Annotated in this window: 23 protein-coding genes; 17 read left to right on the forward strand and 6 right to left on the reverse strand. The window is 65.9% G+C overall.

What is annotated here, in order from left to right:
• Positions 1-3 precede the first annotated feature (3 nt).
• Both PotMrB4_RS08610 and PotMrB4_RS08615 read left to right on the forward strand, forming a co-directional pair.
• Entirely contained in the window at positions 4-1,575 is a 1,572-nt protein-coding gene (locus PotMrB4_RS08610) for a glycerol-3-phosphate dehydrogenase/oxidase (RefSeq protein ID WP_172433017.1), read from the forward strand.
• 20 nt (positions 1,576-1,595) lie between these two features.
• A complete protein-coding gene (locus PotMrB4_RS08615) occupies positions 1,596-3,155 on the forward strand; it encodes an FGGY-family carbohydrate kinase (protein WP_044405102.1) in 1,560 nt (519 codons plus the stop codon).
• Positions 3,156-3,246: 91 nt separating this feature from the next.
• Here the strand turns inward: PotMrB4_RS08615 and PotMrB4_RS08620 are convergent, their stop codons facing one another.
• The gene (locus tag PotMrB4_RS08620) at positions 3,247-3,945 is read right to left on the reverse strand and encodes a pirin family protein (RefSeq protein WP_172433018.1); all 699 of its coding nucleotides are present in this window, start codon (positions 3,943-3,945) and stop codon (positions 3,247-3,249) included.
• A gap of 207 nt (positions 3,946-4,152) precedes the next feature.
• On the opposite strand from PotMrB4_RS08620, the gene yegS reads away from it, so the two are divergent.
• The 3 genes from yegS to PotMrB4_RS08635 all read left to right on the forward strand — a co-directional run bounded on the left by yegS (position 4,153) and on the right by PotMrB4_RS08635 (position 6,998).
• On the forward strand, positions 4,153-5,058 hold the full coding sequence (yegS, locus tag PotMrB4_RS08625; RefSeq protein WP_142011111.1) for a lipid kinase YegS: 906 nt from the start codon (positions 4,153-4,155) through the stop codon (positions 5,056-5,058).
• Positions 5,059-5,189: 131 nt separating this feature from the next.
• Positions 5,190-6,116, forward strand: coding sequence for a chemotaxis protein CheV (locus tag PotMrB4_RS08630; RefSeq protein ID WP_044405093.1), 927 nt, complete (start codon positions 5,190-5,192; stop codon positions 6,114-6,116).
• 78 nt (positions 6,117-6,194) lie between these two features.
• Complete coding sequence (locus PotMrB4_RS08635) at positions 6,195-6,998, forward strand: MOSC domain-containing protein (RefSeq protein WP_172433019.1); 804 nt, start codon at positions 6,195-6,197, stop codon at positions 6,996-6,998.
• Positions 6,999-7,073: 75 nt separating this feature from the next.
• Here PotMrB4_RS08635 and PotMrB4_RS08640 read toward each other — a convergent pair whose 3' ends face one another.
• Entirely contained in the window at positions 7,074-9,002 is a 1,929-nt protein-coding gene (locus PotMrB4_RS08640) for a transglycosylase SLT domain-containing protein (protein WP_172433020.1), read from the reverse strand.
• 180 nt (positions 9,003-9,182) lie between these two features.
• Between PotMrB4_RS08640 and PotMrB4_RS08645 the strand changes: the two genes are divergently transcribed.
• Both PotMrB4_RS08645 and PotMrB4_RS08650 read left to right on the forward strand, forming a co-directional pair.
• Positions 9,183-11,108, forward strand: a complete 1,926-nt coding sequence (locus PotMrB4_RS08645; protein ID WP_107328884.1) for an ATP-binding cassette domain-containing protein — start codon at positions 9,183-9,185, stop codon at positions 11,106-11,108.
• A gap of 23 nt (positions 11,109-11,131) precedes the next feature.
• Positions 11,132-11,818: a DUF6901 family protein gene (locus PotMrB4_RS08650; RefSeq protein WP_172433021.1), complete on the forward strand. Its 687-nt coding sequence runs from the start codon at positions 11,132-11,134 to the stop codon at positions 11,816-11,818.
• A gap of 19 nt (positions 11,819-11,837) precedes the next feature.
• Here the strand turns inward: PotMrB4_RS08650 and PotMrB4_RS08655 are convergent, their stop codons facing one another.
• Positions 11,838-12,281 carry a universal stress protein gene (locus PotMrB4_RS08655; RefSeq protein ID WP_044405078.1) on the reverse strand — a complete coding sequence of 148 codons (444 nt, stop codon included), beginning with the start codon at positions 12,279-12,281 and terminating at the stop codon, positions 11,838-11,840.
• A gap of 89 nt (positions 12,282-12,370) precedes the next feature.
• Between PotMrB4_RS08655 and PotMrB4_RS08660 the strand changes: the two genes are divergently transcribed.
• Positions 12,371-12,808, forward strand: a complete 438-nt coding sequence (locus tag PotMrB4_RS08660) for a hypothetical protein (RefSeq protein ID WP_172433022.1) — start codon at positions 12,371-12,373, stop codon at positions 12,806-12,808.
• A gap of 20 nt (positions 12,809-12,828) precedes the next feature.
• Here PotMrB4_RS08660 and PotMrB4_RS08665 read toward each other — a convergent pair whose 3' ends face one another.
• The gene (locus PotMrB4_RS08665; protein WP_172433023.1) at positions 12,829-13,641 is read right to left on the reverse strand and encodes a hypothetical protein; all 813 of its coding nucleotides are present in this window, start codon (positions 13,639-13,641) and stop codon (positions 12,829-12,831) included.
• A 472-nt stretch (positions 13,642-14,113) separates the two neighbouring features.
• Between PotMrB4_RS08665 and fadB the strand changes: the two genes are divergently transcribed.
• From fadB to PotMrB4_RS08695, 6 genes are all read left to right on the forward strand, one after another.
• Positions 14,114-16,261 (forward strand): fatty acid oxidation complex subunit alpha FadB, encoded by a 2,148-nt coding sequence (gene fadB / locus PotMrB4_RS08670; protein WP_044405068.1) that lies wholly within the window; start codon positions 14,114-14,116, stop codon positions 16,259-16,261.
• Between the two features lie 30 nt (positions 16,262-16,291).
• Positions 16,292-17,467: an acetyl-CoA C-acyltransferase FadA gene (fadA, locus tag PotMrB4_RS08675; protein ID WP_044405065.1), complete on the forward strand. Its 1,176-nt coding sequence runs from the start codon at positions 16,292-16,294 to the stop codon at positions 17,465-17,467.
• 136 nt (positions 17,468-17,603) lie between these two features.
• Complete coding sequence (locus PotMrB4_RS08680) at positions 17,604-17,840, forward strand: DUF1653 domain-containing protein (protein WP_044405062.1); 237 nt, start codon at positions 17,604-17,606, stop codon at positions 17,838-17,840.
• A gap of 121 nt (positions 17,841-17,961) precedes the next feature.
• On the forward strand, positions 17,962-20,571 hold the full coding sequence (gene topA, locus PotMrB4_RS08685; protein WP_172433024.1) for a type I DNA topoisomerase: 2,610 nt from the start codon (positions 17,962-17,964) through the stop codon (positions 20,569-20,571).
• A 108-nt stretch (positions 20,572-20,679) separates the two neighbouring features.
• On the forward strand, positions 20,680-21,198 hold the full coding sequence (locus tag PotMrB4_RS08690; protein WP_172433025.1) for a DUF6586 family protein: 519 nt from the start codon (positions 20,680-20,682) through the stop codon (positions 21,196-21,198).
• A 71-nt stretch (positions 21,199-21,269) separates the two neighbouring features.
• Positions 21,270-21,503 (forward strand): hypothetical protein, encoded by a 234-nt coding sequence (locus tag PotMrB4_RS08695; RefSeq protein WP_044405053.1) that lies wholly within the window; start codon positions 21,270-21,272, stop codon positions 21,501-21,503.
• 53 nt (positions 21,504-21,556) lie between these two features.
• Here PotMrB4_RS08695 and sulA read toward each other — a convergent pair whose 3' ends face one another.
• Both sulA and lexA read right to left on the reverse strand, forming a co-directional pair.
• On the reverse strand, positions 21,557-22,024 hold the full coding sequence (gene sulA, locus PotMrB4_RS08700; protein ID WP_044405049.1) for an SOS-induced cell division inhibitor SulA: 468 nt from the start codon (positions 22,022-22,024) through the stop codon (positions 21,557-21,559).
• Positions 22,025-22,035: 11 nt separating this feature from the next.
• The gene (lexA, locus tag PotMrB4_RS08705; protein WP_044405045.1) at positions 22,036-22,644 is read right to left on the reverse strand and encodes a transcriptional repressor LexA; all 609 of its coding nucleotides are present in this window, start codon (positions 22,642-22,644) and stop codon (positions 22,036-22,038) included.
• Positions 22,645-22,880: 236 nt separating this feature from the next.
• On the opposite strand from lexA, the gene PotMrB4_RS08710 reads away from it, so the two are divergent.
• From PotMrB4_RS08710 to nagZ, 3 genes are read left to right on the forward strand one after another with little or no spacing between them, the layout of a single operon-like run.
• Positions 22,881-23,588 carry a TetR/AcrR family transcriptional regulator gene (locus PotMrB4_RS08710; RefSeq protein WP_044405042.1) on the forward strand — a complete coding sequence of 236 codons (708 nt, stop codon included), beginning with the start codon at positions 22,881-22,883 and terminating at the stop codon, positions 23,586-23,588.
• A gap of 43 nt (positions 23,589-23,631) precedes the next feature.
• Positions 23,632-24,153 carry a L,D-transpeptidase gene (locus PotMrB4_RS08715; RefSeq protein WP_172433026.1) on the forward strand — a complete coding sequence of 174 codons (522 nt, stop codon included), beginning with the start codon at positions 23,632-23,634 and terminating at the stop codon, positions 24,151-24,153.
• Positions 24,154-24,164: 11 nt separating this feature from the next.
• Positions 24,165-25,163 (forward strand): beta-N-acetylhexosaminidase, encoded by a 999-nt coding sequence (nagZ, locus tag PotMrB4_RS08720; RefSeq protein WP_172433027.1) that lies wholly within the window; start codon positions 24,165-24,167, stop codon positions 25,161-25,163.
• Positions 25,164-25,172: the final 9 nt, after the last annotated feature.

Below are 25,172 nucleotides of genomic sequence, written 5' to 3' on the forward strand. Positions count from 1 at the left end.
GCCGTGGAGACCTGGAACGCCGCCTGGCGGGCGGCCGCGCTGCCGACGCTGGCTGCGCGGGAGTGGGACCTGATCGTGGTCGGGGGCGGCATCACCGGGGCCGGCATCCTGCGTGAGGCGGCGCGGCGGGGCTGGTCCTGCCTGCTGCTGGAGCAGCGGGACTTCGCCTGGGGCACCTCCAGCCGCTCGTCGAAGATGGTCCACGGCGGCCTGCGCTACATCGCCAAGGGGCAGATCGGCCTCACCCGCGACTCGGTGCGCGAGCGCCAGCGGCTGCTGGCGGAAGCGCCCGGCCTGGTGGACCCGCTGAGCTTCGTGATGCCCCATCGCGGCGGCTTTCCCGGTCCCCGGGTGTTCGGCACGCTGCTGGCGCTGTACGACGCTCTGGCCGGGGTGCGCAACCACTGCTACCACCCGCTGCCGCAGCTGCGCTTCCTGGCCCCTGGGCTGGGCGAGGCGGGGCTGCAGGGCGGGACGCAGTTCTTCGATGCCGTGACGGATGATGCACGCCTGGTGATGCGGGTGCTGGCCGAGGCCCGGCGCGAGGGCGGTGAAGCCCTCAACGGGATGCGGGTGCTGGAACTGACCCGCGACCAGGGGCGGGTGACCGGCCTGGTGGCGGAGGACGCCGAGGGCGGCGGGCGGCTGGCGTTTCGCAGCCGCGCCGTGGCCCTGGCCACCGGCGCCTGGGCAGACGAGCTGCGCCGTCGCGAGGGGCCGGAGCACATCCGCCCGCTGCGGGGCAGCCACCTGTTGTTGCCGGCCTGGCGCCTGCCGCTGGCCCATGCCATCAGCTTCATGCACTCGGATGACGGGCGCCCGGTGTTCGTCTTCCCCTGGGAAGGCGCGACCGTGGTGGGTACCACCGACCTGGACCACCGCGCGGGGCTGACCGAAGACGCAGCCATCAGCGCCGAGGAAGTCGACTACCTGCTGGCCGCCTGCGCCGCGCAGTTCCCGGGTGCCGCCATCGGCCGCGCCGATGTGCTCTCCACCTGGGCCGGTGTGCGGCCGGTGGTCAGCGATGGGGCCGAGGGTCGCAAGCCCTCCGACGAGAAGCGCGAGCACGCGCTGTGGACGGAGCCCGGCTGCGTGACCCTGGCCGGGGGCAAGCTCACCACCTTCCGCCTGCTGGCCCTGGAGGTGCTGCAGGCTTGCGCACCGTTCACCGGGCGCGAAGTGGCGGACCATGGTTCGGCGGTGTTTACGCCGGCACCGCTGCCGCCCCTGCCGGTGGGCGCGGGTTTGCAACGGCGCCTGGCGGGCCGTCATGGCCCGGAACTGGCGCGGCTGGCGCCCTGGCTGGAGCGCTTGGGGAGCGAGCGGGTGGGCGGCAGCGAGGTGCTTTGGGCCGAGCTGGCCTGGGCGGCCGAAGGCGAGCTGGTGCTGCACCTGGATGATCTGCTGCTGCGCCGCACGCGGCTGGGCCTGCTGGTGGCGGAGGGCGGCCAGGCGTACCTGCCGCGCATCCGCGCACTGTGCCAGCCGCTGCTGGAATGGGACGATGCGCGCTGGGCGCACGAGGAGCAGGCATACCGGGCACTGTGGCGCCGGTACTACAGCCTGCCCGCATAACGACAAGAAAGGACGTCACCGTGAGCGAAACGAGCTACCTGCTGGCCATCGACAACGGCACCCAGAGCGTGCGTGCCCTGCTGTTCGACCTGCAGGGCAACCTGGTGGGCAAGGGCAAGGTGCCGCTGGAGGCCTACTACTCCAAGCAGCCCGGCTGGGCCGAGCAGGACCCGGACTACTACTGGTCGAGCCTGGCCGAGGCCTGCCGCCTGCTGTGGGCGTCGGTGGATATCGACCGTAGCCTGATCCGTGGCGTGGCCCTGACCACCCAGCGCGGCACGGTGATTCACGTCGACGAGCAGGGTCAGCCGCTGCGCCCGGCGATCATCTGGCTGGACCAGCGTCGCGCCGAGGCCGAGGGCCGCATCAAGGGGCCCTGGGGCTGGCTGTTCCGCCTGCTGCGGCTGGAGCCGACGGTGGACCACTTCCGCACCCAGGCGGAGGTGAACTGGGTGGCGCAGAACCAGCCGGAGCTGTGGGCGCGGACCCACAAGGTGCTGCTGCTGTCGGGGTTCCTGACCCACCGGCTGTGCGGCCGCTTCGTGGATTCGGTGGGCTGCCAGGTGGCCTACCTGCCGTTCGACTACAAGCGCCTGGACTGGGCCAAGCCGAGCGACTGGAAGTGGCAGGCGATGCCGGTGCGCCGCGAGCAGCTGCCGGACCTGTGCAAGCCGGGCGAGACCCTGGGGCGCATCACCGCCGAGGCGAGCCGCCTGACCGGCATCCCCGAGGGGCTGCCGCTGGTGGCCGCCGCCGCCGACAAGGCCTGCGAGGTGATGGGCTCGGGTGGGGTGGCGCCGGACACGGCCTGCCTCTCCTACGGCACCACGGCCACCATCAACACCACGCGCCAGCGCTACCTGGAGACGATTCCGCTGATCCCGCCTTACCCGGCGGCGGTGCCGGACCACTTCAATACCGAGGTGATGATCTACCGCGGGTTCTGGATGGTCAGCTGGTTCAAGCAGGAGTTCGGCCTGCGGGAAATGCAGCGGGCGCGGGAGCTGGGGGTGGAGCCGGAGGCGCTGTTCGACGAGCTGGTCAACGGCGTGCCGCCCGGCTCCATGGGGCTGACGCTGCAGCCGTACTGGTCCCCGGGCATCCGTGAGCCGGGGCTGGAGGCGAAGGGGTCGATCATCGGCTTCGGCGACGTGCACACCCGGGCGCACATCTACCGGGCCATCCTCGAAGGGCTGGCCTACGCCCTGCGCCAGGGCAAGGAGCGCATCGAGAAGCGCTCCGGCACGCGCATCACCCGGCTGCGGGTGTCTGGCGGGGGCTCCCAGAGCGATGCGGCGATGCAGTTGACGGCGGACATCTTCGGCCTGCCGGCGGAGCGGCCCCATGTGTTCGAGACCTCGGGGTTGGGGGCGGCCATCGACTGCGCGGTGGGCCTGGGCCTGCACCCGGACTTCCCCACGGCCATCGCGGCGATGACGCGGGTGGGGCAGGTGTTCCAGCCCAACCCGGAGGCGCGGCGGGTGTACGAGCAGTTGTACCGCGAGGTGTACCTGAACATGTACCGGCAGCTGAAGCCGCTGTACCAGAAGATCCGCGACATCACCGGCTACCCGGCCTGAATGGAACCGGGGCACGGGTGTGTCGTGATCCCGGGCTACGGCTTGAACGGAACGCCCCCGGTGGTTGCCACCGGGGGCGTTCTGCTTCGGCTCAGGCCACGTCCACCAGCACGATCTCGGTGTCTTCCTGGGCGCTGAAGGACAGGTGCGTTTCATCCTTCACGGCGACGCCGTCCCGGGCCTGGGCGGGGATGCCGTTCACTTCGTAGCGACCCTGGGCCGCCACCAGGTAGGCCTTGCGGCCGGGTTCGAGGTGGTACTCGGCGGTCTGTCCGGCCTTGATCGTGGCGGCTACCAGCCGGGCATTGGCGCGGATGTGCAGGGCATCGCTGCCTGCGTCGATACCGCTGGCGAGGGTGACGAAGGTGCCGGCGCGCTCCCCCTTGGGAAACGGTCGGGTCCCCCAGGACGGCGCCGTACCGAACTCGGTGGGCATGATCCAGATCTGAAAGATGCGGGTGGTCTCGTCCTCCAGGTTGTATTCGGAGTGGGCGATGCCGGTGCCCGCGCTCATCACCTGCACGTCGCCGGCCACGGTGCGGCCCTTGTTGCCGAGGTTGTCCTGGTGGGTGATGGCGCCGTCACGGACGTAGGTGATGATCTCCATGTCCCGGTGCGGGTGCGGCGGGAAGCCGGAGTGCGGGGCGATCTCGTCGTCGTTCCACACCCGCAGCTGGCCCCAGTTCATCCGCGCCGGGTCGTGGTACTCGGCGAAGGAAAAGTGGTGACGGGCATTCAGCCAGCCATGCTGGGCGGCGCCGAGTTGCTGGAAGGGGCGTACGTCGATCATGGGAATCTCCTGTCGGGCCGGGGTGGGTTGGGCTCCCCGGTGCAATGGTGGCCATGATCCATCGACTGGAGGCGGTGAAGAAGCGGGATTTCTGGGTTCCAGCTATCGATGTGTTCGATGGTTGTTTTGGATTTGGCTGACAGGCCTTTTCACTTTTTCCCTGGGGGCGTGCCTATACTCGGGCCCATTCCCGGCGTGGAGCGATTGATGACTGAGCGCAAGGCGGTGCTGGTGCTGCATGGCAAGCAGGCCATGAACGAAGAGGTCCGCGCGGCGGTGATGGCCCGCCGTGAGGCGGGCTGGGAGCTGGCGGTGCGAGTGACCTGGGAAGGCGGCGATGCCCGCCGGCTGGTGGACGAGGCCCTGGCGGCCGGCTACAGCACCCTGGTAGCCGGGGGTGGCGACGGCACCCTGCGGGACGTGGCCGAGGCCATTGCCCTGTCGGGCGAGGACGCCAGCCTGGCCCTGCTGCCCCTGGGCACCGCTAACGACTTCGCTCGCGCAGCCGGGGTGCCGCTGGTGCCTGGCGAGGCGCTGGCGCTGCTGGACGTGCCGGCCCGGGCCATCGACCTGGGGGAAGCCGACGGGCGGCTGTTCCTCAACATGGCGACCGGTGGCTTCGGTTCCAAGGTCACGGCCAACACCTCGGAGGACCTGAAGAAGGTGCTCGGCGGGGCGGCCTACCTGCTCACCGGGCTGACGCGCTTCTCGGAGGTGCATGCGGCCTTCGGGCGCTTCCGTGGGCCTGATTTCGCCTGGGAGGGGGAGTTCCTCGCCCTGGGCATCGGCAACGGCAGCCAGGCGGGCGGCGGGCACGTGCTCTGCCCCCGTGCGCGGGTGGACGACGGCCTGCTCGATCTGTGCATCGTGCCGGCGCCGCAGGACGTGGTCGGCACCCTGGGGACGCTGTTGTCGGGCGGCATGCGCGGCCTGGAGGCTGTGTCCGTGACCGCCCGTCTGCCCTGGGTGGAGGTGGAGGCGCCGGAGGGGCTGGATGTGAATCTGGACGGCGAGCCGCTGGAATGTCGGCAGGTTCGCTTCAGTGCACGCCGTAACGCACTACGCTTACATCTGCCGGAGGGTTCGCCGCTGCTACAGGCTGCCGTGCCGTGAGCCGCCTTCTGGTGTGGTGCGCCGGGGTGGTGCATGATGGCTCCCCGCCATGACGGCTACAGTTATCCCATCACCCTGCCGATAAGGTGAAGCAGCCGCAGCCCGGCTGGAATTTTCTACAGGAGCATGCAATGGCCGGTATTCTCGACACAGTCGACCAGCGCACCCAACTGGTGGGTGAGAACCGCCTGGAAATCCTCATGTTCCGACTGGTGGGCCGTCAGCTGTTCGCCATCAACGTGTTCAAGGTGCAGGAAGTCCTGCAACTGCCCAAGTTGACCCTGATTCCCCAGCGCCATCCCTACGTTTGCGGCGTGGTCAACCTGCGCGGCCATACGCTGCCGGTGATCGACCTGTCCCGCGCCATCGGCATGCGCGCGCTGGTGCCGGACCAGAACAGCACCATCATCGTCACCGAGTACAACCGCTCGGTGCAGGCCTTCCTGGTGGGGGGCGTGGACCGCATCCTCAACCTCAACTGGGAGTCCATCCAGCCGCCGCCCGGTGGGGCCGGCCGCCAGCACTACCTGACGGCGATCACCAAGGTGGAGGACCAGATCGTCGAGATCATCGACGTGGAGAAGGTGCTGGCCGAGATCGTGCCCATGAGCACCCGCGTTTCGGAGGAGCGCCTGGGCAACCCGCTGCTGGAGCGTGCCCGTGGCCGCGAAGTGCTGCTGGTGGACGACTCCAACGTCGCCCTGACCCAGTTGCGCGAGACGCTGTCCCAGCTGGGCATCCGCACCCATGCCGCCAGTGACGGCCTGAAGGCCCTCAACCTGCTGAAGAAGTGGGCGGATTCCGGCGAGGTGATGACCGACAAGCTGCTGATGATCTTCACCGATGCCGAGATGCCGGAGATGGACGGCTACCGCCTGACCACCGAGATCCGCAACGACCCGCGCCTGCGTGACCTCTATGTGGTGATGCACACTTCGCTGTCCGGCAGCTTCAACGACGCCATGGTGAAGAAGGTGGGCTGCGACAACTTCCTCTCCAAGTTCCAGCCCGACAAGCTGGTCGACGTGGTGGCGGACCGCCTGAGCAAGGGCAACTGACCGCCGGGCGACGGGCTTGGCCGCCCGTCGCCGATTCCGTATAAGGGACGCTTCCGACCGCCTGATGGAAGCTGGCCCATGCTGCGTCTCACCGCCCTGTATCGCTACCCCATGAAATCCGCCATCGGCGAGTCCCTCGCGCGCGCCGAGCTGGACGGCCTCGGCCTGGCCGGTGATCGCCGCTGGATGCTGGTTGACGCCAGCAACGGGCGCTTCCTCACTCAACGTGCACTGCCGCAGATGTCCCAGCTCAGCGCCCGCTGGAACGCCACGGGTGGCCTGAGCCTGCGTGCCGCCGGCCTGCCGGAACTGGAGGTGCCCCTGCCGGGGGCCGAGGCGGAGTTGCGCAGCGCGCTGATCTGGAGCGATGCGATGCGGGTGCCGGATGCCGGCGATGAGGCGGCCGAGTGGCTGAGCCGCTTCATCGGCAAGCCGTGCCGCCTGGTGCACGTGCCGGCCGAGCGTGCCCGGGACATTCCGGGCAGTCTGCTGCCGGAGGAGAAGGTGGGCTTTGCCGACGGCTACCCGCTGCTGCTGATCGGCCAGGCCTCCCTCGATGACCTCTCGGCCCGGGTCGGTCGTCCGCTGGAGATGCTGCGCTTCCGCCCGAACCTCGTGGTGGAGGGCAGCGAACCCTATGCCGAGGACAGCTGGAAGCGCATCCGCATCGGCGGCGTGGAGTTCAGCGTTGTCAAGGGCTGCAGCCGTTGCATCCTCACCACCATCGACCCGGCCACCGGCGAGCGCAGTGCCGACCGGGAACCGCTGACCACCCTGAAGACCTATCGGGAGCGGGAGGGCGAGGTGTTCTTCGGGCAGAACCTGATCAACCGCAGCAGCGGCGCCCTGGAGGTGGGGATGACGGTGGAGGTGCTGGAGTGAGGGGCTGACCCCGCTGCAGCAGGACGATGAAACAAGACGGGCGCCGATGGGCGCCCGTCTTGTTTCAGGAGGGGATCACTGGTCGTCGAAGAAGCGCTCGTGCCAGTCCACCAGGGGCTGCGGGGCGTTGAGCTTCTTGCCGTAGATGACCGAGTAGGACAGGACGTTCTGCACGTACTGGCGGGTCTCGTCGAAGGGGATGCTCTCCACCCAGACGTCGAAGGCCAGGTGGTTGGCGCCCTTGAGCCACTGGCGCACACGGCCGGGGCCGGCGTTGTAGGCGGCGGAGGCGAGCACGCGGTTGCCGTTGAACTGGCCGTGCACCTGGCTCAGGTAGGCGGCACCGAGCTGGATGTTCACGTCCGGATTGAGCGCCTGCTGGGGCGAGGCGAGGGGGATGCCGAACTTGCGCGCGGTCTCCTTGGCGGTGCCGGGCATCAGCTGCATCAGGCCCATGGCGCCCACGCCGGAGCGGGCGTCGGCCATGAAGGCGCTTTCCTGGCGGGTGATGGCGAACACCCAGCTGGAATGTAGCCCGCGCACCTTGGCCTGTTGGGTGAGGGTGCTGCGGTGGGCCATGGGGAAGCGGATGTCCAGGTCGTCCCAGTACTGGGCCTGGCTGATGGTGCGGATGGCCGGGAAGTACCACTCCATGTCGTAGGCGAGCTTGGCCTGGGCGACCAGTTCCTCGCGGCTGAACAGGCGGCTGACGTAGTACCACTCGCGGCGGCCGTCGACGATCTCGCCGCGGTCATGGAACTCCATGGCCCGGCGGATGCCGGCGGTGTTGCGCACCTTCTGCATCACCTTGGGGTCGATGGCCATCGGCTTGTTGTTGAGCTGGTACGGCACCTGGATGCGGTCGGCGGCGAGGAAACCGTAGAAGTCACGCTCGCGGGCCAGGGGCTGCATGAGGCGGGTGGCTTCGGCGCTCTGCGGCTGTGCCAGCTGCAGGCTGCGGGCCTGCCAGTAGCGCCAGCGGTTGGTGCTGGCCAGCGATGGCGGCATCTGCCGGGTCAGCTGGTAGGCGTCCTGCCAGCGGCCCAGGCGCAGCAGCAGGCGCGCGCGCCATTCGCTGACGGTGTCGTCGCGCAGCTTGGGGTCGTACTGGGTCATCAGCTGCAGGGCGCGGGCGTCGAAGCGCTTGGCCAGTGCCAGGCCGATCTCCCGGGCGATGGCGACCTTTTCCTCGCTGGAGAAGGGCATGCGGGTGGCGTAGGCGTCCAGCAGGGTGGTGGCCTTGTCCGGGTCCTGGCGGGCCAGGCGGCGCAGGCCGAGCCCGACCACGTCGGCCATGGCACGGTCGGCGGGGCTGAAGCGGGCGGTCTGGCTGAGCAGTTGCGGGTTCTGGGCGACGTCCACCAGCAATTTGCCCTGGGTGGACAGGCTCGGCAGGCTCTTGGCCAGGAAGCTGGCCAGGCCGTAGTTGCGGGCTTCGGCCGCCAGCTTGGCGCGGCGCCAGCGCATCTGTTCGGTCATCTGGCCGTCGGCGCGCCAGAGTTCGAACAGCACGTCGCAGGCCTCGGGCTGGGACTTGCCCACCAGCCAGAGCTTCTCGGCGGTCTTGTGGCCTTCGGCCTTGAGGCCGTGCTTGAGCTGGTACTGGCCGTAGAGGCAGTCCAGCTCGGTGAAGTTCATCTTGGGGTCGTAGTGGTTGACGAAGGTCTTCCAGTCGCCGCGCTCGGCGAGCCAGCGCAGCCAGCGCAGGCGCATCCAGTTGGACTGGGGCAGGTCGCCATGCTCGGCGAGGAATTTCTCGATTTCCTCGTTGCTGGCCCATTTCAGGCGGGCGGTCAGCTCGTCGTAGGCCAGGTGCGGCTCCAGCGGGTAGTCGGCCAGCGCGCTGGCGTAGCGCTTGTACGGGCCGCTGTCGCCCTTGGCCAGGGCGCGCTTGGCCTCGTCGTACATCTGCCGCTGCTGGGCGAGGGGCACCGCATGGGCCGCGTCGAGCGTGAAGGTGGTGAGAAGCAGGCAGGAGAACAGGCTGAGCAGACGACCGCGCATGACACTTCCGGGTAGAGAAAACGTAGTGGGCGACGGCCACAGGGCCACCGGAGGTGCGTAGCTTAGCCGTTTGCCGGGTGCAGGTGGAGTCTCGTCGGAGGGGGGAAACATGATGAAAAAATGGCGGCCGTGGCGATGGCCAATCGGGGTAGAATGCGCGCCCATCTTTCGGAGGCCCCCATGACCCTGCTCAAGTTCAGTGATGTTTCCCTTGCCTATGGCGCCATGCCGTTGCTGGACAAGGTGTCGTGGCAGATCGCCCGGGGCGAGCGGGTCTGCGTGATTGGCCGCAACGGCACCGGCAAGTCCAGCATGCTGCGCCTGGTGAAGGGTGAGCAGCACGCGGACGACGGCGAGATCTGGCGGGCTCCGGCGCTGAAGATCGGCGAACTGCCCCAGGAGCTGCCCCGTGCCGACGAACGTACGGTGTTCGACGTGGTGGCCGAGGGCCTGGCTGGCGTTGGCGAGTTGCTGGCCCAGTACCACCACCTGAGCCAGAACATCCGCGACGAGCACGACCTGGAGCGCCTGACCCATGTCCAGCAGGAGCTGGAGGCGAAGGACGGTTGGCGCCTGCAGCAACTGGTGGACAGCACCCTGAGCCGCCTGCAGCTGCCGGCGGACAAGACCCTGGCGGAACTCTCCGGTGGCTGGCGCCGCCGCGTGCTGCTGGCCCAGGCGCTGGTTTCCGAACCTGACCTGCTGCTGCTGGATGAGCCCACCAACCACCTGGACATCGGTGCCATCGCCTGGCTGGAAGAGGCCCTGTCGGGCTTCGGTGGCGCGGTGCTGTTCATCACCCACGACCGTTCCTTCCTGCAGAACCTGGCGACCCGCATCCTCGAACTGGACCGTGGCAACCTGATCGACTGGAACGGCGACTACGCCAGCTTCCTGGTGCACAAGGAGCAGCAGCTGGCGGCGGAAGAGACCGCCAACGCGCTGTTCGACAAGCGTCTGGCCCAGGAAGAGGTGTGGATCCGCCAGGGCATCAAGGCCCGGCGGACCCGCAACGAGGGCCGTGTGCGTGCGCTCAAGGCGATGCGCATGGAGCGTGCCGAACGCCGTGAGCGCCAGGGGCGCGCGACCTTCCAGCTGGAGACGGCGGACAAGTCCGGCAAGCAGGTGATCGTGGTGGAGAACGTGGGTTTCGCCCACCCGGGCGGCGAGCTGCTGATCCGCGACTTCTCCATGGTGCTGCAGCGTGGCGACCGCATCGGCCTGCTGGGCGCCAACGGCACCGGCAAGACCACGCTGCTCAAGCTGCTGCTGGGTGACCTGCAGCCGACCCAGGGCAGCATCGAGGTCGGCACCAAGCTGGAGGTGGCCTACTTCGACCAGCTGCGCCATGCGCTGGAGCCGGAGAAAACGGTGATCGACAACCTCGCCGAAGGGCGCGAGTTCATTACCGTGGGCGGACAGAACCGCCATGTCCTCAGCTACCTCGGCGATTTCCTCTTCAGCCCGCAGCGTGCGCGTACGCCGGTCAAGGCACTGTCCGGCGGCGAGCGTGCGCGCCTGTTGCTGGCCAAGCTGTTCAGCAAGCCGGCCAACCTGCTGGTGCTGGACGAACCGACCAACGACCTCGACGTGGAAACCCTGGAGCTGCTTGAAGAGGTGCTGCTGGAGTTCCCGGGCACCGTGCTGATGGTCAGCCACGACCGGGCCTTCCTCGACAACGTGGTGACCAGCACCCTGGTGTTCGAGGGTGAAGGCCGGGTGCGCGAGTACGTCGGTGGCTACCAGGACTGGCTGCGCCAGGGTGGTTCGCCACGCCTGCTGGGTGTGGGCGAGGGGCGCAGCGCCAAGGCCGAGCCCCGTGCCGAATCGCCGGCCGTCGCCGAGGCACCTGCGCAGGCGGCCGAGAAGCCGGCCGGCGAGGCGCCGAAGAAGAAACTCAGCTACAAATTGCAGCGTGAGCTCGAAGCCCTTCCCGGGCAGATCGAGGCCCTGGAGGCCGAGATGGAGGCCGTCCAGCAGGAGATTTCCGACCCGGCGTTCTACCAGCGCCCCGCAGAGCAGACCCGCGCGGTGCTGGAGCGTTTCGAGCAGCAGCAGCAGGAACTGGACCGCCTGCTGGAGCGCTGGGCCGAACTGGAAGATTGATGTCTGTTTGAGTCGGAGAGCCCATGGCTGTCGAGTACCGCATCACGCTGGACGATGAACACGAGTTCAGCTATCGCATCGAGCTGGACCGGGAATATGACCACGAGCGCGCGGCGACGGCGCCGAAGTGGACGCGCCTGGATTTCAACCAGTGCAGCAATTGCCCGCTCTCACGTGATCGCTTCAGCCATTGCCCGGCAGCCGTAGACCTGCACCGGGTGATCGAGGACTTCCACGGCCTGCCGGCCTTCAAGAAGGCGGTGTTCATGGTGCGCACGCCGGAGCGCGAGTACACCAAGCACGTCGGCCTGGAAGAGGGCTTGCGGGCGCTGCTGGGGGTGATCATGGCCTCCAGTGCCTGCCCGGTCCTGGGGCGTCTCAAGCCGATGGCCCAGCAGCACCTGCCGTTCGCCAGCAACCAGGAGTTCATCCTGAGGGCGGTGTCGCTCTACCTGGCGCGGCAGTACTTCAACATGCGCGAAGGGCGACATGCCGATTGGGAGCTGAAGGGGCTGGTGAGGCTGTTCCAGCAATTGCAGCTGGTGAACCAGGCGTTCTGGCAGCGCATCCATGACGTGTGCGAAGGGGATTCGAACCTCAAGGCCTTCCTGACCTTCTTCTCCATGGCGTCCAGCATGACCTACTCGCTGGAAACGCAGCTGCAGAAGATCCGTCCTCTGGTGATGAGTGCCGACGAAGGCTTCATGTAGGCCTTCGTCGGCAGCCGCGTTATTTCTCTGATTTGTTGAGACGCACCGCGAGCACGTCGCAAGGCGCGCCGTGGAGGACGTCGTTGGCGGTGGAGCCCAGCAGCAGGGCCAGGCCGTGGCGGCCATGGCTGCCGACCACGATCAGGTCGCAGCCCTGCTCTTCGGCCAGCCGGTGGATCTCCTGGCGAGGCTGGCCGTAGGTCAGGTGGCGTTGCTCGGCGCTGATCTCGGGGTAGAGGCCGGCAAAGCCGTCGAGGCGCTCACGGGCCTGTTCGAACTGCTGCTGCTGCAGCATGGAGAGGTCCATGGGGACATCGCCGCCGAAGGCCATGGCCATGGGCTCGACGATGTGCACCAGGGACAGCCGGGCCTGGGAGGCTTGAGCCAGGGCCTGCGCGCGGCGCACGACGGGGTGGCATTCGTCGGTGAGGTCGATGGCGACCAGGATGTGCTGGTAGGGCATGGGGTGACTCCTCCTTAAGGTTGCACCTGGCATGAAGTATGGCCGCCATGGGGGCGCGCCGGCATGATTTTCATCATGGGAATGCAGTTATGACCCTGTGGTTGGTGGTGTTTCTCCTGCTCGCTGTGCTCAGTCCGCTGGTCTGGCTGTTGCCTTCCAAGGGGCAGCGCGGGCGCATGGACTTGCGCATGCAGGCCCGACGCATGGGGCTGGCGATGCAGTTGGCGCGGCAGGAGTGGCCGCACTGGCTGTCGGTCGAGCCGCCGCCCTCCTGTGCACAGTTCCACCGAGCCCGCCGCCGTGGGGCCGAGGGTGCATGGGCCTATTGGCAGGTGGCACCCGGGCAGTGGGTCAACCAGTGGCGCGAGCCGTTGGAAGACCCTGTATTGCTCGGGTGTTTCGCGGGGTTGCCTGCCGATGTCTACAAGGTCGAGACCACGCCGCAGATGGTGGCGCTGTACTGGGGCGAGCGGGGTACGGCGGAGGACCTCCAGCGCATCGCCGAGGTGCTGCGCGCCATCGACTGACGCGCAGCGAGCAGGGCGGCTCAGAGCTGGGCCGTGGCGTACTGGGCGGACACGCCTTCGAGGCCTTCGATGATGCTGTCCGAGTACTTGTTGATGAGGAACGGCACGCTGTTCTCGTTGTAGTTCTGCAGCGAGCGCTCGATGTAGCGCCACTTGGTGCCGATGCTGGTCAGCGCCTGGCTGATCTGCGGGGTGTTCCTGGGCTGCTGTGCCAGTGCGGTGAGCTGACCGGCAAAGTCCCTGGCCAGTTCGTCGATGGCCTTGCCCTCACCACCGCCGAAGAAAGACGCGCCCACGGACGCACTGCGCGAGGCGTAGTCAACGGCGATGGTTTGCATCAGCAGGCTCTGCTGGCGGCTTTGCTGGGTCAGCGGGGGGACGACGAAGTTGCTTTCCTGCTGGATGCGGTCATAGAGCTCGCCGGCCAGTGCGATCAGCTTCTGGTTGCGCGCCGTCATGTCGGCGACGGGCTGCAGGTCGGTGAAACCCTTGGTGCGCAGGGCGGTGACCAGGCCGCCGAGTTCACTGGAATAGTCCTTCCACTGCTGTTGCAGCTGGGTGTGCAGGGCCTTCGAAGCGTCGCCCTGGATGTCCTTGAGTTCCTTCATGCGCGCATCGGCTTCCTGCGCGGACTCGTCGATCATCCGGGCGTAGCGCTGGTCGCCTTCCATGCCGTTGTACATGTAGAAGTCGCCCAGGCTTTTCAGGGCGGCCAGGCGCATCTGGTGGAGCTTGAGGAGGGTGGTGCCGGGGTCGGCCGCCTGGCTCGGGGAAACCAGGCAGAAGAAGGAAAGGAGGGTGCCTAGCAGTACGGCAAGCGTGCGGCTCGTCATGGTGCTACTCCGTGTGCCCCTGGGGGCGTGTTTGTTGTTTTTATTCGGCCTGTCCCGGCCGTGCCACGGGACTCTACTCTTCATGGCTGGCCTTTGGCTAGCGTGCTTCGGCAGCTACCGGAGTGGCCTTCCATCGACTTTCTGATGCAATGACATAAGCTCCGTGCATAGTGGTTTCGGCAGCCTGCCGCATCGCTTGAAGCGCCGGTTACAGAGCGGTTTGGGCGTGGCTGGGCGGTCACGAAGCGCAATTGACAACGGAGGACTTTTCCGTGAATGTGTGCGCACCCAAATCAAACGGGCGTATGAATTGAGCGTTTGCCTGGTGGGCGCGCTCCAATGACCACGACCCGATATCGCGTCGGTGGGTGTGCCGGACCGAATCGGACTTGACCCAGGGCCCAGCCCAGGGCCGGTTCGCCGGTTGGCTCCGATGTGTACTGTTCAGCTTCCATACCGTGGAGATCAGTTGATGATTTACGAAGGTAAAGCCATCACGGTTAAGGCTCTTGAGGGCGGCATCGTCGAACTGCAGTTCGATCTCAAGGGTGAGTCCGTCAACAAGTTCAACCGTCTTACCCTGAACGAACTGCGCCAGGCCGTCGACGCCATCAAGGCAGACGCTTCGGTCAAGGGCGTCATCGTCACCAGCGGCAAGGACGTGTTCATCGTCGGCGCTGACATCACCGAGTTCGTCGACAACTTCAAGCTGCCCGACGAAGAACTGGTGGCCGGCAACCTCGAAGCCAACAAGATCTTCAGCGATTTCGAAGACCTGGCCGTACCCACCGTCGTCGCCATCAACGGCATCGCCCTGGGCGGCGGCCTGGAGATGTGCCTCTCCGCCGACTACCGCGTGATGAGCGAAACCGCCAAGATCGGCCTGCCTGAAGTCAAGCTGGGCATCTACCCGGGCTTCGGCGGCACCGTGCGCCTGCCGCGCCTGATCGGTGTGGACAACGCCATCGAGTGGATCGCCTCCGGCAAGGAGAACAAGGCCGCCGACGCCCTGAAAGTGGGTGCTGTCGACGCCGTGGTCGCTCCGGCCAAGCTGAAGGAAGGCGCCCTGGACCTGGTCAAGCGCGCCATCGCCGGCGAGCTGGACTACAAGGCCAAGCGCCAGCCCAAGCTGGAAAAGATCAAGCTGAACGCCATCGAGCAGATGATGGCCTTCGAGACCGCCAAAGGTTTCGTGGCTGGCCAGGCCGGCCCGAACTACCCGGCGCCGGTCGAAGCGATCAAGACCATCCAGAAAGCCGCCAACTTCGGCCGTGACAAGGCGCTGGAAGTCGAGGCCGCCGGCTTCGTCAAGCTGGCCAAGACCTCGGTTGCCGAGAGCCTCATCGGTCTGTTCCTGAACGACCAGGAACTGAAGAAGAAGGCCAAGAAGCACGACGAGATCGCCCAGGACGTGAAGCTGGCCGCCGTACTCGGCGCCGGCATCATGGGTGGCGGTATCGCCTACCAGTCCGCTTCCAAGGGCACTCCGATCCTGATGAAGGATATCCGCGAAGAGGGTATCCAGATGGGCCTGAACGAGGCGTCCAAGCTGCTCGGCAAGCGCGTCGAGAAAGGCCGCATGACCCCGGCCAAGATGGCCGAGGCGCTGAACGCCATCCGTCCGACCATGTCCTACGGTGACTTCGCCCATGTCGACATCGTGGTCGAGGCCGTGGTCGAGAACCCGAAGGTCAAGCACGCCGTGCTGGCCGAGGTGGAAGGCCATGTGAAGGACAACGCGATCATCGCGTCCAACACCTCCACCATCTCCATCAGCTACCTGGCCCAGGCCCTGAAGCGCCCCGAGAACTTCGTCGGCATGCACTTCTTCAACCCGGTGCACATGATGCCGCTGGTCGAGGTCATCCGTGGCGAGAAGTCCAGCGAAGTGGCCGTGGCCACCACCGTTGCCTACGCCAAGAAGATGGGCAAGAACCCCATCGTGGTGAACGACTGCCCCGGCTTCCTGGTGAACCGCGTGCTGTTCCCGTACTTCGGTGGCTTCGCCAAGCTGCTGGAGTTCGGCGTGGACTTCGTCCGCATCGACAAGATCATGGAGAAGTTCGGCTGGCCCATGGGCCCGGCCTACCTGTCCGACGTGGTCGGCATCGACACCGGCCACCACGGCCGTGACGTGATGGCAGAAGGCTTCCCGGACCGCATGGCGGTCGAGGGCAAGACCGCCGTCGACGTGATGTACGAAGCCAACCGCCTGGGCCAGAAGAACGGCAAGGGCTTCTACGCCTACGAAATGGACAAGCGCGGCAAGCCGAAGAAGGTCCAGGACCCCGAGGCCTACGAGATCCTGAAGCCGATCATCAAGGAACAGCGCGAGCTGACCGATGAGGACATCATCAACTTCATGATGATCCCGCTGTGCCTGGAAACCGTTCGCTGCCTGGAAGACGGCATCGTCGAAACCGCAGCCGAGGCCGACATGGGCCTGATCTACGGCATCGGCTTCCCCCCCTTCCGTGGTGGTGCGCTGCGTTACATCGATTCCATTGGTGTAGCCGAGTTCGTCGCCCTGGCCGACAAGTATGCCGACCTGGGCGCCCTGTACCACCCGACCGCCAAGCTTCGTGAGATGGCCGCCAAGGGCCAGAAGTTTTTCGGTTAATCGCGCAGCGAACAGAGCGAGAGAAGAAATATGAGCCTGAATCCGAGAGACGCGGTCATTGTCGACTTCGGCCGCACCCCGATGGGTCGTTCCAAGGGTGGCATGCACCGCAACACCCGTGCCGAGACCATGTCGGCCCACCTGATCAGCAAGCTGCTGGAGCGCAACCCCAAGGTTGACCCGGCTGAAGTGGAAGACGTGATCTGGGGCTGCGTGAACCAGACCCTGGAACAGGGCTGGAACATTGCGCGCATGGCGTCGCTGATGACCCAGATCCCCCACACCAGCGCTGGCCAGACCGTCAGCCGCCTGTGCGGTTCCTCCATGAGCGCCCTGCACACTGCCGTGCAAGCCATCCAGACCGGCAACGGCGATGTGTTCGTCATCGGCGGCGTGGAGCACATGGGTCACGTCGGCATGATGCACGGCGTCGACCCGAACCCGCACCTGTCCCTGTACGCCGCCAAGGCATCCGGGATGATGGGCCTGACCGCCGAGATGCTGGGCAAGATGCACGGCATCACCCGCGAGGCCCAGGACCAGTTCGGCGTGCGCTCCCACCAGCTGGCCCACAAGGCCACTGTGGAAGGCAAGTTCAAGGACGAGATCATCCCGATGGAAGGCTATGACGAGAATGGCTTCCTGAAGGTGTTCGACTTCGACGAAACCATCCGTCCGGAAACCACCCTCGAAGGTCTGGCGTCCCTGAAGCCGGCGTTCAACCCGAAGGGCGGTACCGTGACTGCCGGTACGTCGTCGCAGATCACCGACGGTGCGTCCTGCATGATCGTGATGAGCGCTCAGCGCGCCAAGGACCTGGGCATCGAGCCCATGGCCGTGGTTCGTGCCATGGCGGTCGCGGGTGTCGACCCGGCGATCATGGGTTACGGCCCGGTGCCGTCCACCCAGAAAGCACTCAAGCGTGCCGGCCTGACCATGGCTGACATCGACTTCATCGAGCTCAACGAAGCCTTCGCTGCCCAGGCCCTGCCCGTGCTGAAGGACCTGAAAGTGCTCGACAAGATGGAAGAGAAGGTCAACCTGCACGGCGGCGCCATCGCCCTGGGTCATCCGTTCGGCTGCTCCGGTGCGCGTATCTCCGGCACCCTGCTGAACGTGATGAAGCAGAACGACGGCAAGCTGGGCGTGGCCACCATGTGCGTGGGCCTCGGCCAGGGCATCACCACCATCTTCGAGCGCGTCTGAGCCTGAAGCTGGACAAGACCGGGGCCTCGTGCCCCGGTTTTCGTTTCCGCCAATTTCTCACCAAGGCTGGCCATATCCCGTCGGAGTGGGCACCATGCGCACCTTGGCAAGCCGTCGACCGAGCACTGAGGGGAACATGAGCGTACAACCGGGACTCTATCGCCACTACAAGGGGCAGCAGTACCGCGTGATCGGAACCGCTCGGCACTCGGAGAGCGAAGAGGAGCTGGTGGTGTACCAGGCGCTCTACGGCGAACATGGGCTCTGGGTGCGTCCGCTGGAGATGTTCACCGGCACGGTGACGGTGGAGGGCGAACAGATCGCGCGCTTCTCCCTCGTGACTGCCGAGTCGGATCCCTATCCGCGCCGCTGAGTCGACTCGCCGGCCCCGGCGAACTTGACCTTGTCTCCTTCGCCACTATATATAGCGGTGCCGCCTGGGGCGGCTCCCGCCTTTGTTTATCTATCTCTCGAATTCAGGAACTTTCCGATCCATGGGCAAATCGCTGGTCATCGTGGAATCCCCGGCCAAGGCCAAGACCATCAACAAGTACCTGGGCAACCAGTACGTGGTGAAGTCGAGCATCGGCCACATCCGTGACCTGCCCACCAGCGGTTCGGCAAGTGCCACCAAGGAGCCGGTCAAGCGCGGCAAGGCCGCAGCAGCCGAAGCGCCGGCCCTCTCGCCGAAGGAGAAAGCCAAGCGCCAGCTGTTCGCGCGCATGGGGGTGGACCCCGAGCACGGCTGGAAGGCCAAGTACGAGATCCTGCCCGGCAAGGAAAAGGTGATCGACGAACTGCGCCGCCTGGCCAAGGATGCCGACACCATCTACCTCGCAACCGACTTGGACCGCGAAGGGGAGGCCATCGCCTGGCACCTGCGGGAATCCATCGGCGGTGACGACAGCCGCTACAAGCGCGTGGTGTTCAACGAGATCACCAAGAAGGCCATCCAGGAGGCTTTCTCCCAGCCCGGCGAATTGGACATCAACCGCGTCAACGCCCAGCAGGCGCGTCGCTTCCTCGACCGCGTGGTGGGCTACATGGTCTCGCCGCTGCTGTGGCAGAAGATCGCCCGTGGCCTGTCCGCCGGTCGCGTGCAGTCGGTGGCGGTGAAGCTGGTGGTGGAGCGCGAGCGCGAGATCCGCGCCTTCGTCCCCGAGGAATACTGGGAGGTCCATGCCGACCTGGGCACCGCCAAGGGCGCCAATGTGCGCTTCGAGGTGGCCAAGGAGAACGGCGCGGCCTTCAAGCCGCTGAACGAAGCCCAGGCCATGGCCGCGCTGGAGAAGCTCAAGGCCTCCAGCTACAGCGTGCAGAAACGCGAGGACAAGCCCACTTCCAGCCGTCCCTCCGCGCCGTTCATCACCTCCACCCTGCAGCAGGCCGCGAGCAACCGCCTGGGCTTCGGGGTGAAGAAGACCATGATGATGGCCCAGCGTCTCTACGAGGCGGGCTACATCACCTATATGCGTACCGACTCGACCAACCTTTCTGCCGACGCCGTCACCATGGTGCGTGGCTTCATCGAGGGCGAGTTCGGTGAGAAGTACCTGCCGGCCAAGCCAAACTTCTATTCGAGCAAGGAAGGCGCCCAGGAGGCGCACGAAGCCATCCGGCCGTCCGACGTCAACCTCAAGCCGACCCAGCTGTCCGGCATGGAGCGTGATGCCGAGCGCCTGTACGACCTGATCTGGCGCCAGTTCGTGGCCTGCCAGATGCCGCCTGCCGAGTACCTGTCCACCAGCGTCAGCGTGGCGGCGGGCAACTTCGAGCTGCGTGCCAAGGGCCGCATCCTCAAGTTCGACGGCTATACCCGTGTGCTGCCGCAGCAGAGCAAGCCGGGCGAGGACGACGTACTGCCCGACATGAAGGAAGGCGAGGCGCTCAAGCTGATCAAGCTCGACCCCAGCCAGCACTTCACCAAGCCGCCGGCGCGCTTCTCCGAGGCCAGCCTGGTCAAGGAGCTGGAAAAGCGTGGCATTGGCCGCCCGTCCACCTATGCGGCGATCATCTCCACCATCCAGGAGCGTGGCTATGTGACGGTGCACAACCGCCGCTTCTACTCCGAGAAGATGGGCGACATCGTCACCGAGCGCCTCAATGAAAGCTTCGCCAACCTGATGGACTACGGCTTCACCGCCGGCATGGAAGAGAATCTGGACGACGTCGCCCAGGGCGAGCGCGACTGGAAGAACCTGCTGGACGAGTTCTACGGTGATTTCCGCAAGAAGCTGGAGCTGGCCGAAGGCAGCGACAGTGGCATGCGTGCCAACCAGCCGACCCTTACCGATATTCCGTGCCGTGAGTGCGGCCGCCCGATGATGATCCGTACGGCCTCCACGGGCGTCTTCCTGGGATGCTCGGGCTATGCGCTGCCGCCGAAGGAGCGCTGCAAGGCCACCATCAATCTCGTGCCGGGCGATGAGATCGCCGCGGATGACGAGGGTGAGTCCGAATCCCGTGTGCTGCGTGGCAAGCACCGCTGCCCGATCTGCTCCACGGCGATGGACGCCTACTTGCTGGACGAAAGCCGCAAGCTGCACATCTGCGGCAACAACCCGGATTGCGCGGGCTACGAGATCGAGCAGGGCCAGTACCGCATCAAGGGCTACGAAGGCCCGAGCCTTGAGTGCGACAAGTGCGGCAGCGAGATGCAGCTGAAGACCGGCCGTTTCGGCAAGTTCTTCGGTTGCACCAATTCCAGCTGCAAGAACACCCGCAAGCTGCTCAAGAACGGTGAGGCCGCGCCGCCGAAGATCGACCCGATCAAGATGCCGGAGCTCAAGTGCGAGAAGGTGGACGATACCTATGTGCTGCGTGATGGTGCCTCGGGTCTCTTCCTGGCTGCCAGTCAGTTCCCGAAGAATCGCGAGACCCGTGCGCCGTTGGTGCTGGAGCTGATTCCGCACAAGGATGAGCTGGATCCGAAGTATCACTTCCTGCTCAGTGCACCGGTAAAAGATCCGGATGGCCGCCCGGCTGTCATTCGTTTCAGCCGCAAGACCAAGGAGCAGTACGTGCAGTCGGAGGTGGATGGCAAGCCGACCGGCTGGCGTGCATTCTTCGACGGCGGCAAGTGGAAGGTCGAAGACAAGCGCTGAGTCCCGCTGCGCGCATGGCTCCCATGCGCGCATACTGGCAAGGCCGGACCACAGGTCCGGCCTTCTTCGTTTCGGTCTTATACCGATTGCATATCCGGAGTCCGTGCCATGGCCCATGAGCCCTACACCCGCACCAACCAGAAACTCTTTTTCGCCGGACTTTGCCTTGAGAACTGGCGCAAGGCAGAAGAGGGGCGTGCGATGAATGCGCAAGCCCAGGTCCAGGCGGAGCGGGAGGCTGCGCTTTTCCACCTTCACGGTGCCTTGCTGGGGCTATGCCACGAGATCACCCATTACTACCGCATGCCTAACCCGGGGGCTCCGGATGTGGCAGCGATCCTGAGTTCAGAGGTGCTGTCTGCCTCGCCGAGCCCGGAGCTGGCCGAGTTGGTGGAACTGTTCCAGCAGCCCGAGAGCTGGCTGGGTTCCCTCGAACGGGCCTATCAGGCGCTCTTCCTGCCGCCTCAGGCACCCACCAAGGCCAAGGTGGACCCGACGCTTCCCTTGATCGAGGCGGTTGTACTGGATGAGGAGGAAGCCCCCCTGTCCCGTGAGGAGTTGGAGTCCTGGCGTCAGCAGCTGAAGGCGCTGGTGCTTCGTTATCGGGAAAGTCTCTCGGAGTGCTGAGTGACGGAAGGGGTAGGGCGCCAAGCCGAGCGGCTGTTACAATGCGCGGTCTTTAGTGGAGAGATGAAGCGATGACAACGTCCTTCCTGGAAATAGTCGAATTGCCCGACGGGCGCATTATTCTGCGCCGTGCAGAGGACGAGGAAGCGCTGGTGACGCTGGACTTCTCCGCTGATGCCAAGGCATTCCTCCAGGGGCATCACCTGGAAGTGGCCAAGGCCATGCTCAACGTGGGTGTGCAGATGGCCGGCCGACTCGCCGAAGGCGAGATGGACCATGATGACCAGCCCCGCGTCTTGCACTGATCAACGAATAGTCTCCTCGCCGATCATTGCCATTTGATTAAGCAGGGCCCTGGCTATCCGAGGTGGATGTTCAGGCTCTGTGCATTGCCTTCCCGTGCGGCCCTGATGAGGGCGTCCTTGTCCCGAGCACTGAGTGAAAGCCAACTCACGACAGTGTGGCTGCGCCCCAACCGGAGGGCTTCGCATGCCAATTCCAGAGCGTCCTTGCCGCCTCGGGGTTCGAGCAGGAGGATGCGCTCACGGTTGAGTCCCGCATCCCGCAGCCAGGCCTGATTAAGGGTGGCGGGTGCTCCGATGAGGGTGAGCCAGCGGGCGTCCTGTTCTTCGCTCAGCTCCCTCAGCATCGGGGCCAGCAGGTGGCGGCAATGGAGTGGGCTGCCTCGCAATGAGAGTTCGCTGAAGGCCTCGCTTTCCGCTTCCAGGGGAGCCTCGGGCTCCAGCAGGTCGTGAAGCGGTGTTGCGACGATGGCGTCGTGGAAGAGGGGCAGTTGGATGCGGCCGATCGGTTGCGAGAACTGCATGACGCCTCCTGTTAGCGGCGAATGACGCCGACGCTCAAGCCTTCGATCACCAGTTCCTGCTCGTGCAGGTCGACTTCGATCGGAGAGAATTCGGGGTTTTCGGCGATCAGCCAGACTTTGTCGCCTTCGCGTTTGAAACGCTTGACCGTCACTTCGTCGCCCAGTCGTGCTACCACCACTTGGCCGTTGCGGGCCTCACGAGTGGAGTGGACGGCCAGGAGGTCGCCATCGAAGATTCCGATGTCCTTCATGCTCATGCCGCGTACGCGCAGCAAATAGTCGGCCTTGGGGTGGAAGAAGTCGGGGTTGATGCGGCAGGATTCCTCGATGTTCTGCTGGGCAAGGATAGGCGCACCTGCAGCGACTCGGCCGATCACGGGAAGTCCACCTTCCTCGGCTGCCGGCTCGAATCCAGGGATACGGATGCCGCGGGAAGCGCCCGGGGTCATCTCGATGGCGCCCTTGCGCGCCAGGGCCTTGAGGTGTTCCTCGGCGGCGTTGGGCGACTTGAAGCCGAGCTCCTGGGCAATTTCCGCCCGGGTCGGCGGATAACCGTTGTCTTCCAGGCAGCGCTTGATGAACGCGAGAATCTCGGCTTGGCGGGGCGTCAGTTTCAGCATGTCGGGCTCTGTCTTTTTATACAGTGACTGGTGTTTTATACAGTGCCTCGAGTGGGCCTACAAGTATTTTCTGAAGACCCGGCCTGCCATTCGGCGGTGTGCCGGATGAGGTTTCGCCTCGGCTGCGTAGGATGTCCTCCGGCGTGACCCATGCGTCAGAAGGTGGTGAGTGCGACTTGACAAAGGCAGGGTCTGAAACGTATGTTTCAAACAAGTGTTTGTCAGGTGGGGGAACCATGGCTCAGTCGGAAACCGTCGAACGCATCCTCGATGCAGCGGAACAGTTGTTCGCGGAGAAAGGCTTCGCCGAAACCTCCTTGCGCCTGATCACCAGCAAGGCCGGGGTCAACCTGGCGGCGGTGAATTATCACTTCGGTTCGAAGAAGGCCCTGATCCAGGCGGTCTTCTCGCGCTTCCTCGGGCCGTTCTGCCAGAGCCTGGAGCGTGAGCTCGACAAACGCCAAGGCAAGTCTGAAACGCCGCCCTCTCTGGAGGAGCTGCTGGTGATGCTCGTGGAGCAGGCGCTGGCGGTAAAGCCTCGCAGTGGCAACGACCTTTCCATTTTCATGCGCTTGCTCGGGCTTGCCTTCAGTCAGAGCCAGGGTCACCTGCGCAAGTACCTCGAAGAGGTGTATGGCAAGGTGTTCCGTCGCTACATGCTGCTGGTCAACGAGGCGGCGCCCCGGTTGCCGCCTCTTGAGATCTTCTGGCGTGTCCACTTCATGCTGGGGGCTGCTGCGTTCAGCATGTCCGGCATCAAGGCGCTGCGGGCCATGGCCGAGACCGATTTCGGTGTGAATACCTCCATCGAACAGGTCATGCGCCTGATGGTCCCGTTCCTCGCGGCAGGCATGCGCGCAGAAACGGGCCTGGCCGACGAGGCCCTGTCCAAGGCCGTACTGAAGCCCAGGGCAAAGCCCGCTCCTGCAGCCGGCAAGGCCTGACGCCGGTGGGCGAGGGCGGCGGGATCAGCTAAGCTAGCCGCCCATGTCCGACCTCGATCTACTCCATATCTCCATTGCTGATCAGCGCCTCTACGGCTTCGCTGCTGGACGCCTGCTGGTCAGTTATCCCGTGTCGACCGCCCTCAATGGCCCCGGTGAACTCAGTGGTTCCAACTGCACACCCCGTGGTCTCCACGAAGTGCGGGCCAGGATTGGTGCCGATCTTCCGTTGAATGCCGTTTTGCGCGGACGTCGCTGGACCGGTGAGGTCTGGTCCGAGGCGCTGCACGAACAGTTCCCCGGGCGTGACTGGATCCTCTCTCGCATCCTCTGGCTGAGTGGGCGGGAGCCCGGCTTCAACCGCCTGGGCAAGGTCGACAGCATGCGCCGCTACATCTATATCCACGGCACGCCGGATACCGAGCCCATGGGCGTCCCGCGCTCCCACGGCTGCGTGCGCATGCGCAACGCCGACCTGCTGGAACTCTTTCCCCGCGTACCCGTCCACTGTGCGGTGCGCATCGATGAAGCGCCCAGGCCCGAGTGGGCGGCGCCCAACCCCTGACAAGGAACCCCATGCAAGGCTCCCTGATGCTGGACATCGGCGGCACCTGGCTGACTGCCGAAGACCGCCACATCCTGCGCCAGCCCGAAGTGGCCGGCCTGATCCTGTTCGCCCGCAATATCGAGGACCCACGCCAGGTGCGTGACCTGTGCGCTGCGATTCGTGCCGTACGCCCCGACCTCATCCTCGCCGTCGACCAGGAAGGCGGACGGGTGCAGCGCCTGCGTCGCGGCTTCGTGCGCCTGCCGGCGATGCGCGCCCTCGCCGATACGCCCAACGCCGAGGCCCTGGCCGAGCAATGCGGTTGGCTGATGGCGACCGAAGTGCTGGCCGCCGGCCTGGACCTCAGCTTCGCCCCGGTGCTGGACCTGGATCAACAGCGCAGCGCCGTGGTGGGCAGCCGTGCCTTCGAGGGCGATCCTCAGCGCGCCACAGACCTGGCCGGTGCCTTCATCAAGGGCCTGCGTGTTGCCGGCATGGCGGCCACTGGCAAGCACTTCCCCGGTCACGGCTGGGCGGAAGCCGACTCCCACGTCGCCATCCCCACGGATGAGCGCAGCCTGGAGCAGATCCGTGCGGCCGACCTCGTGCCCTTCACCCGCCTGGCGTCCGATCTGGACGGCATGATGCCCGCCCACGTCATCTACCCCCAGGTCGATGCCCAGCCCGCCGGCTTCTCGCGTCGCTGGCTGCAGGACATCCTGCGCGGCGAGCTGAAGTTCACCGGGGTGATCTTCAGCGACGACCTCTCCATGGCCGGTGCCCATGTGGTGGGTGATGCCGCCGAGCGCATCGAGGCCGCGCTGAGCGCAGGCTGCGACATGGGCCTGGTGTGCAACGACCGCGCTGCCGCCGAGCTGGCCCTGTCGCGTCTGCAGCGCCTGGGCGTGACCCCGTCCCCGCAACTGGCCCGCATGCGCCGTCGTGCCTTCCCGGGCACCGAATACCGTCAAGACCCGCGCTGGCAGGCCGCTGTGGGTGCCCTGCGCGAAGCCCAGCTGATCGACTGAAGGAAGCGA

Origin of the sequence: Metapseudomonas otitidis (genome assembly GCF_011397855.1) — a bacterium.
Taxonomy (GTDB): Bacteria; Pseudomonadota; Gammaproteobacteria; order Pseudomonadales; family Pseudomonadaceae; genus Metapseudomonas; species Metapseudomonas otitidis.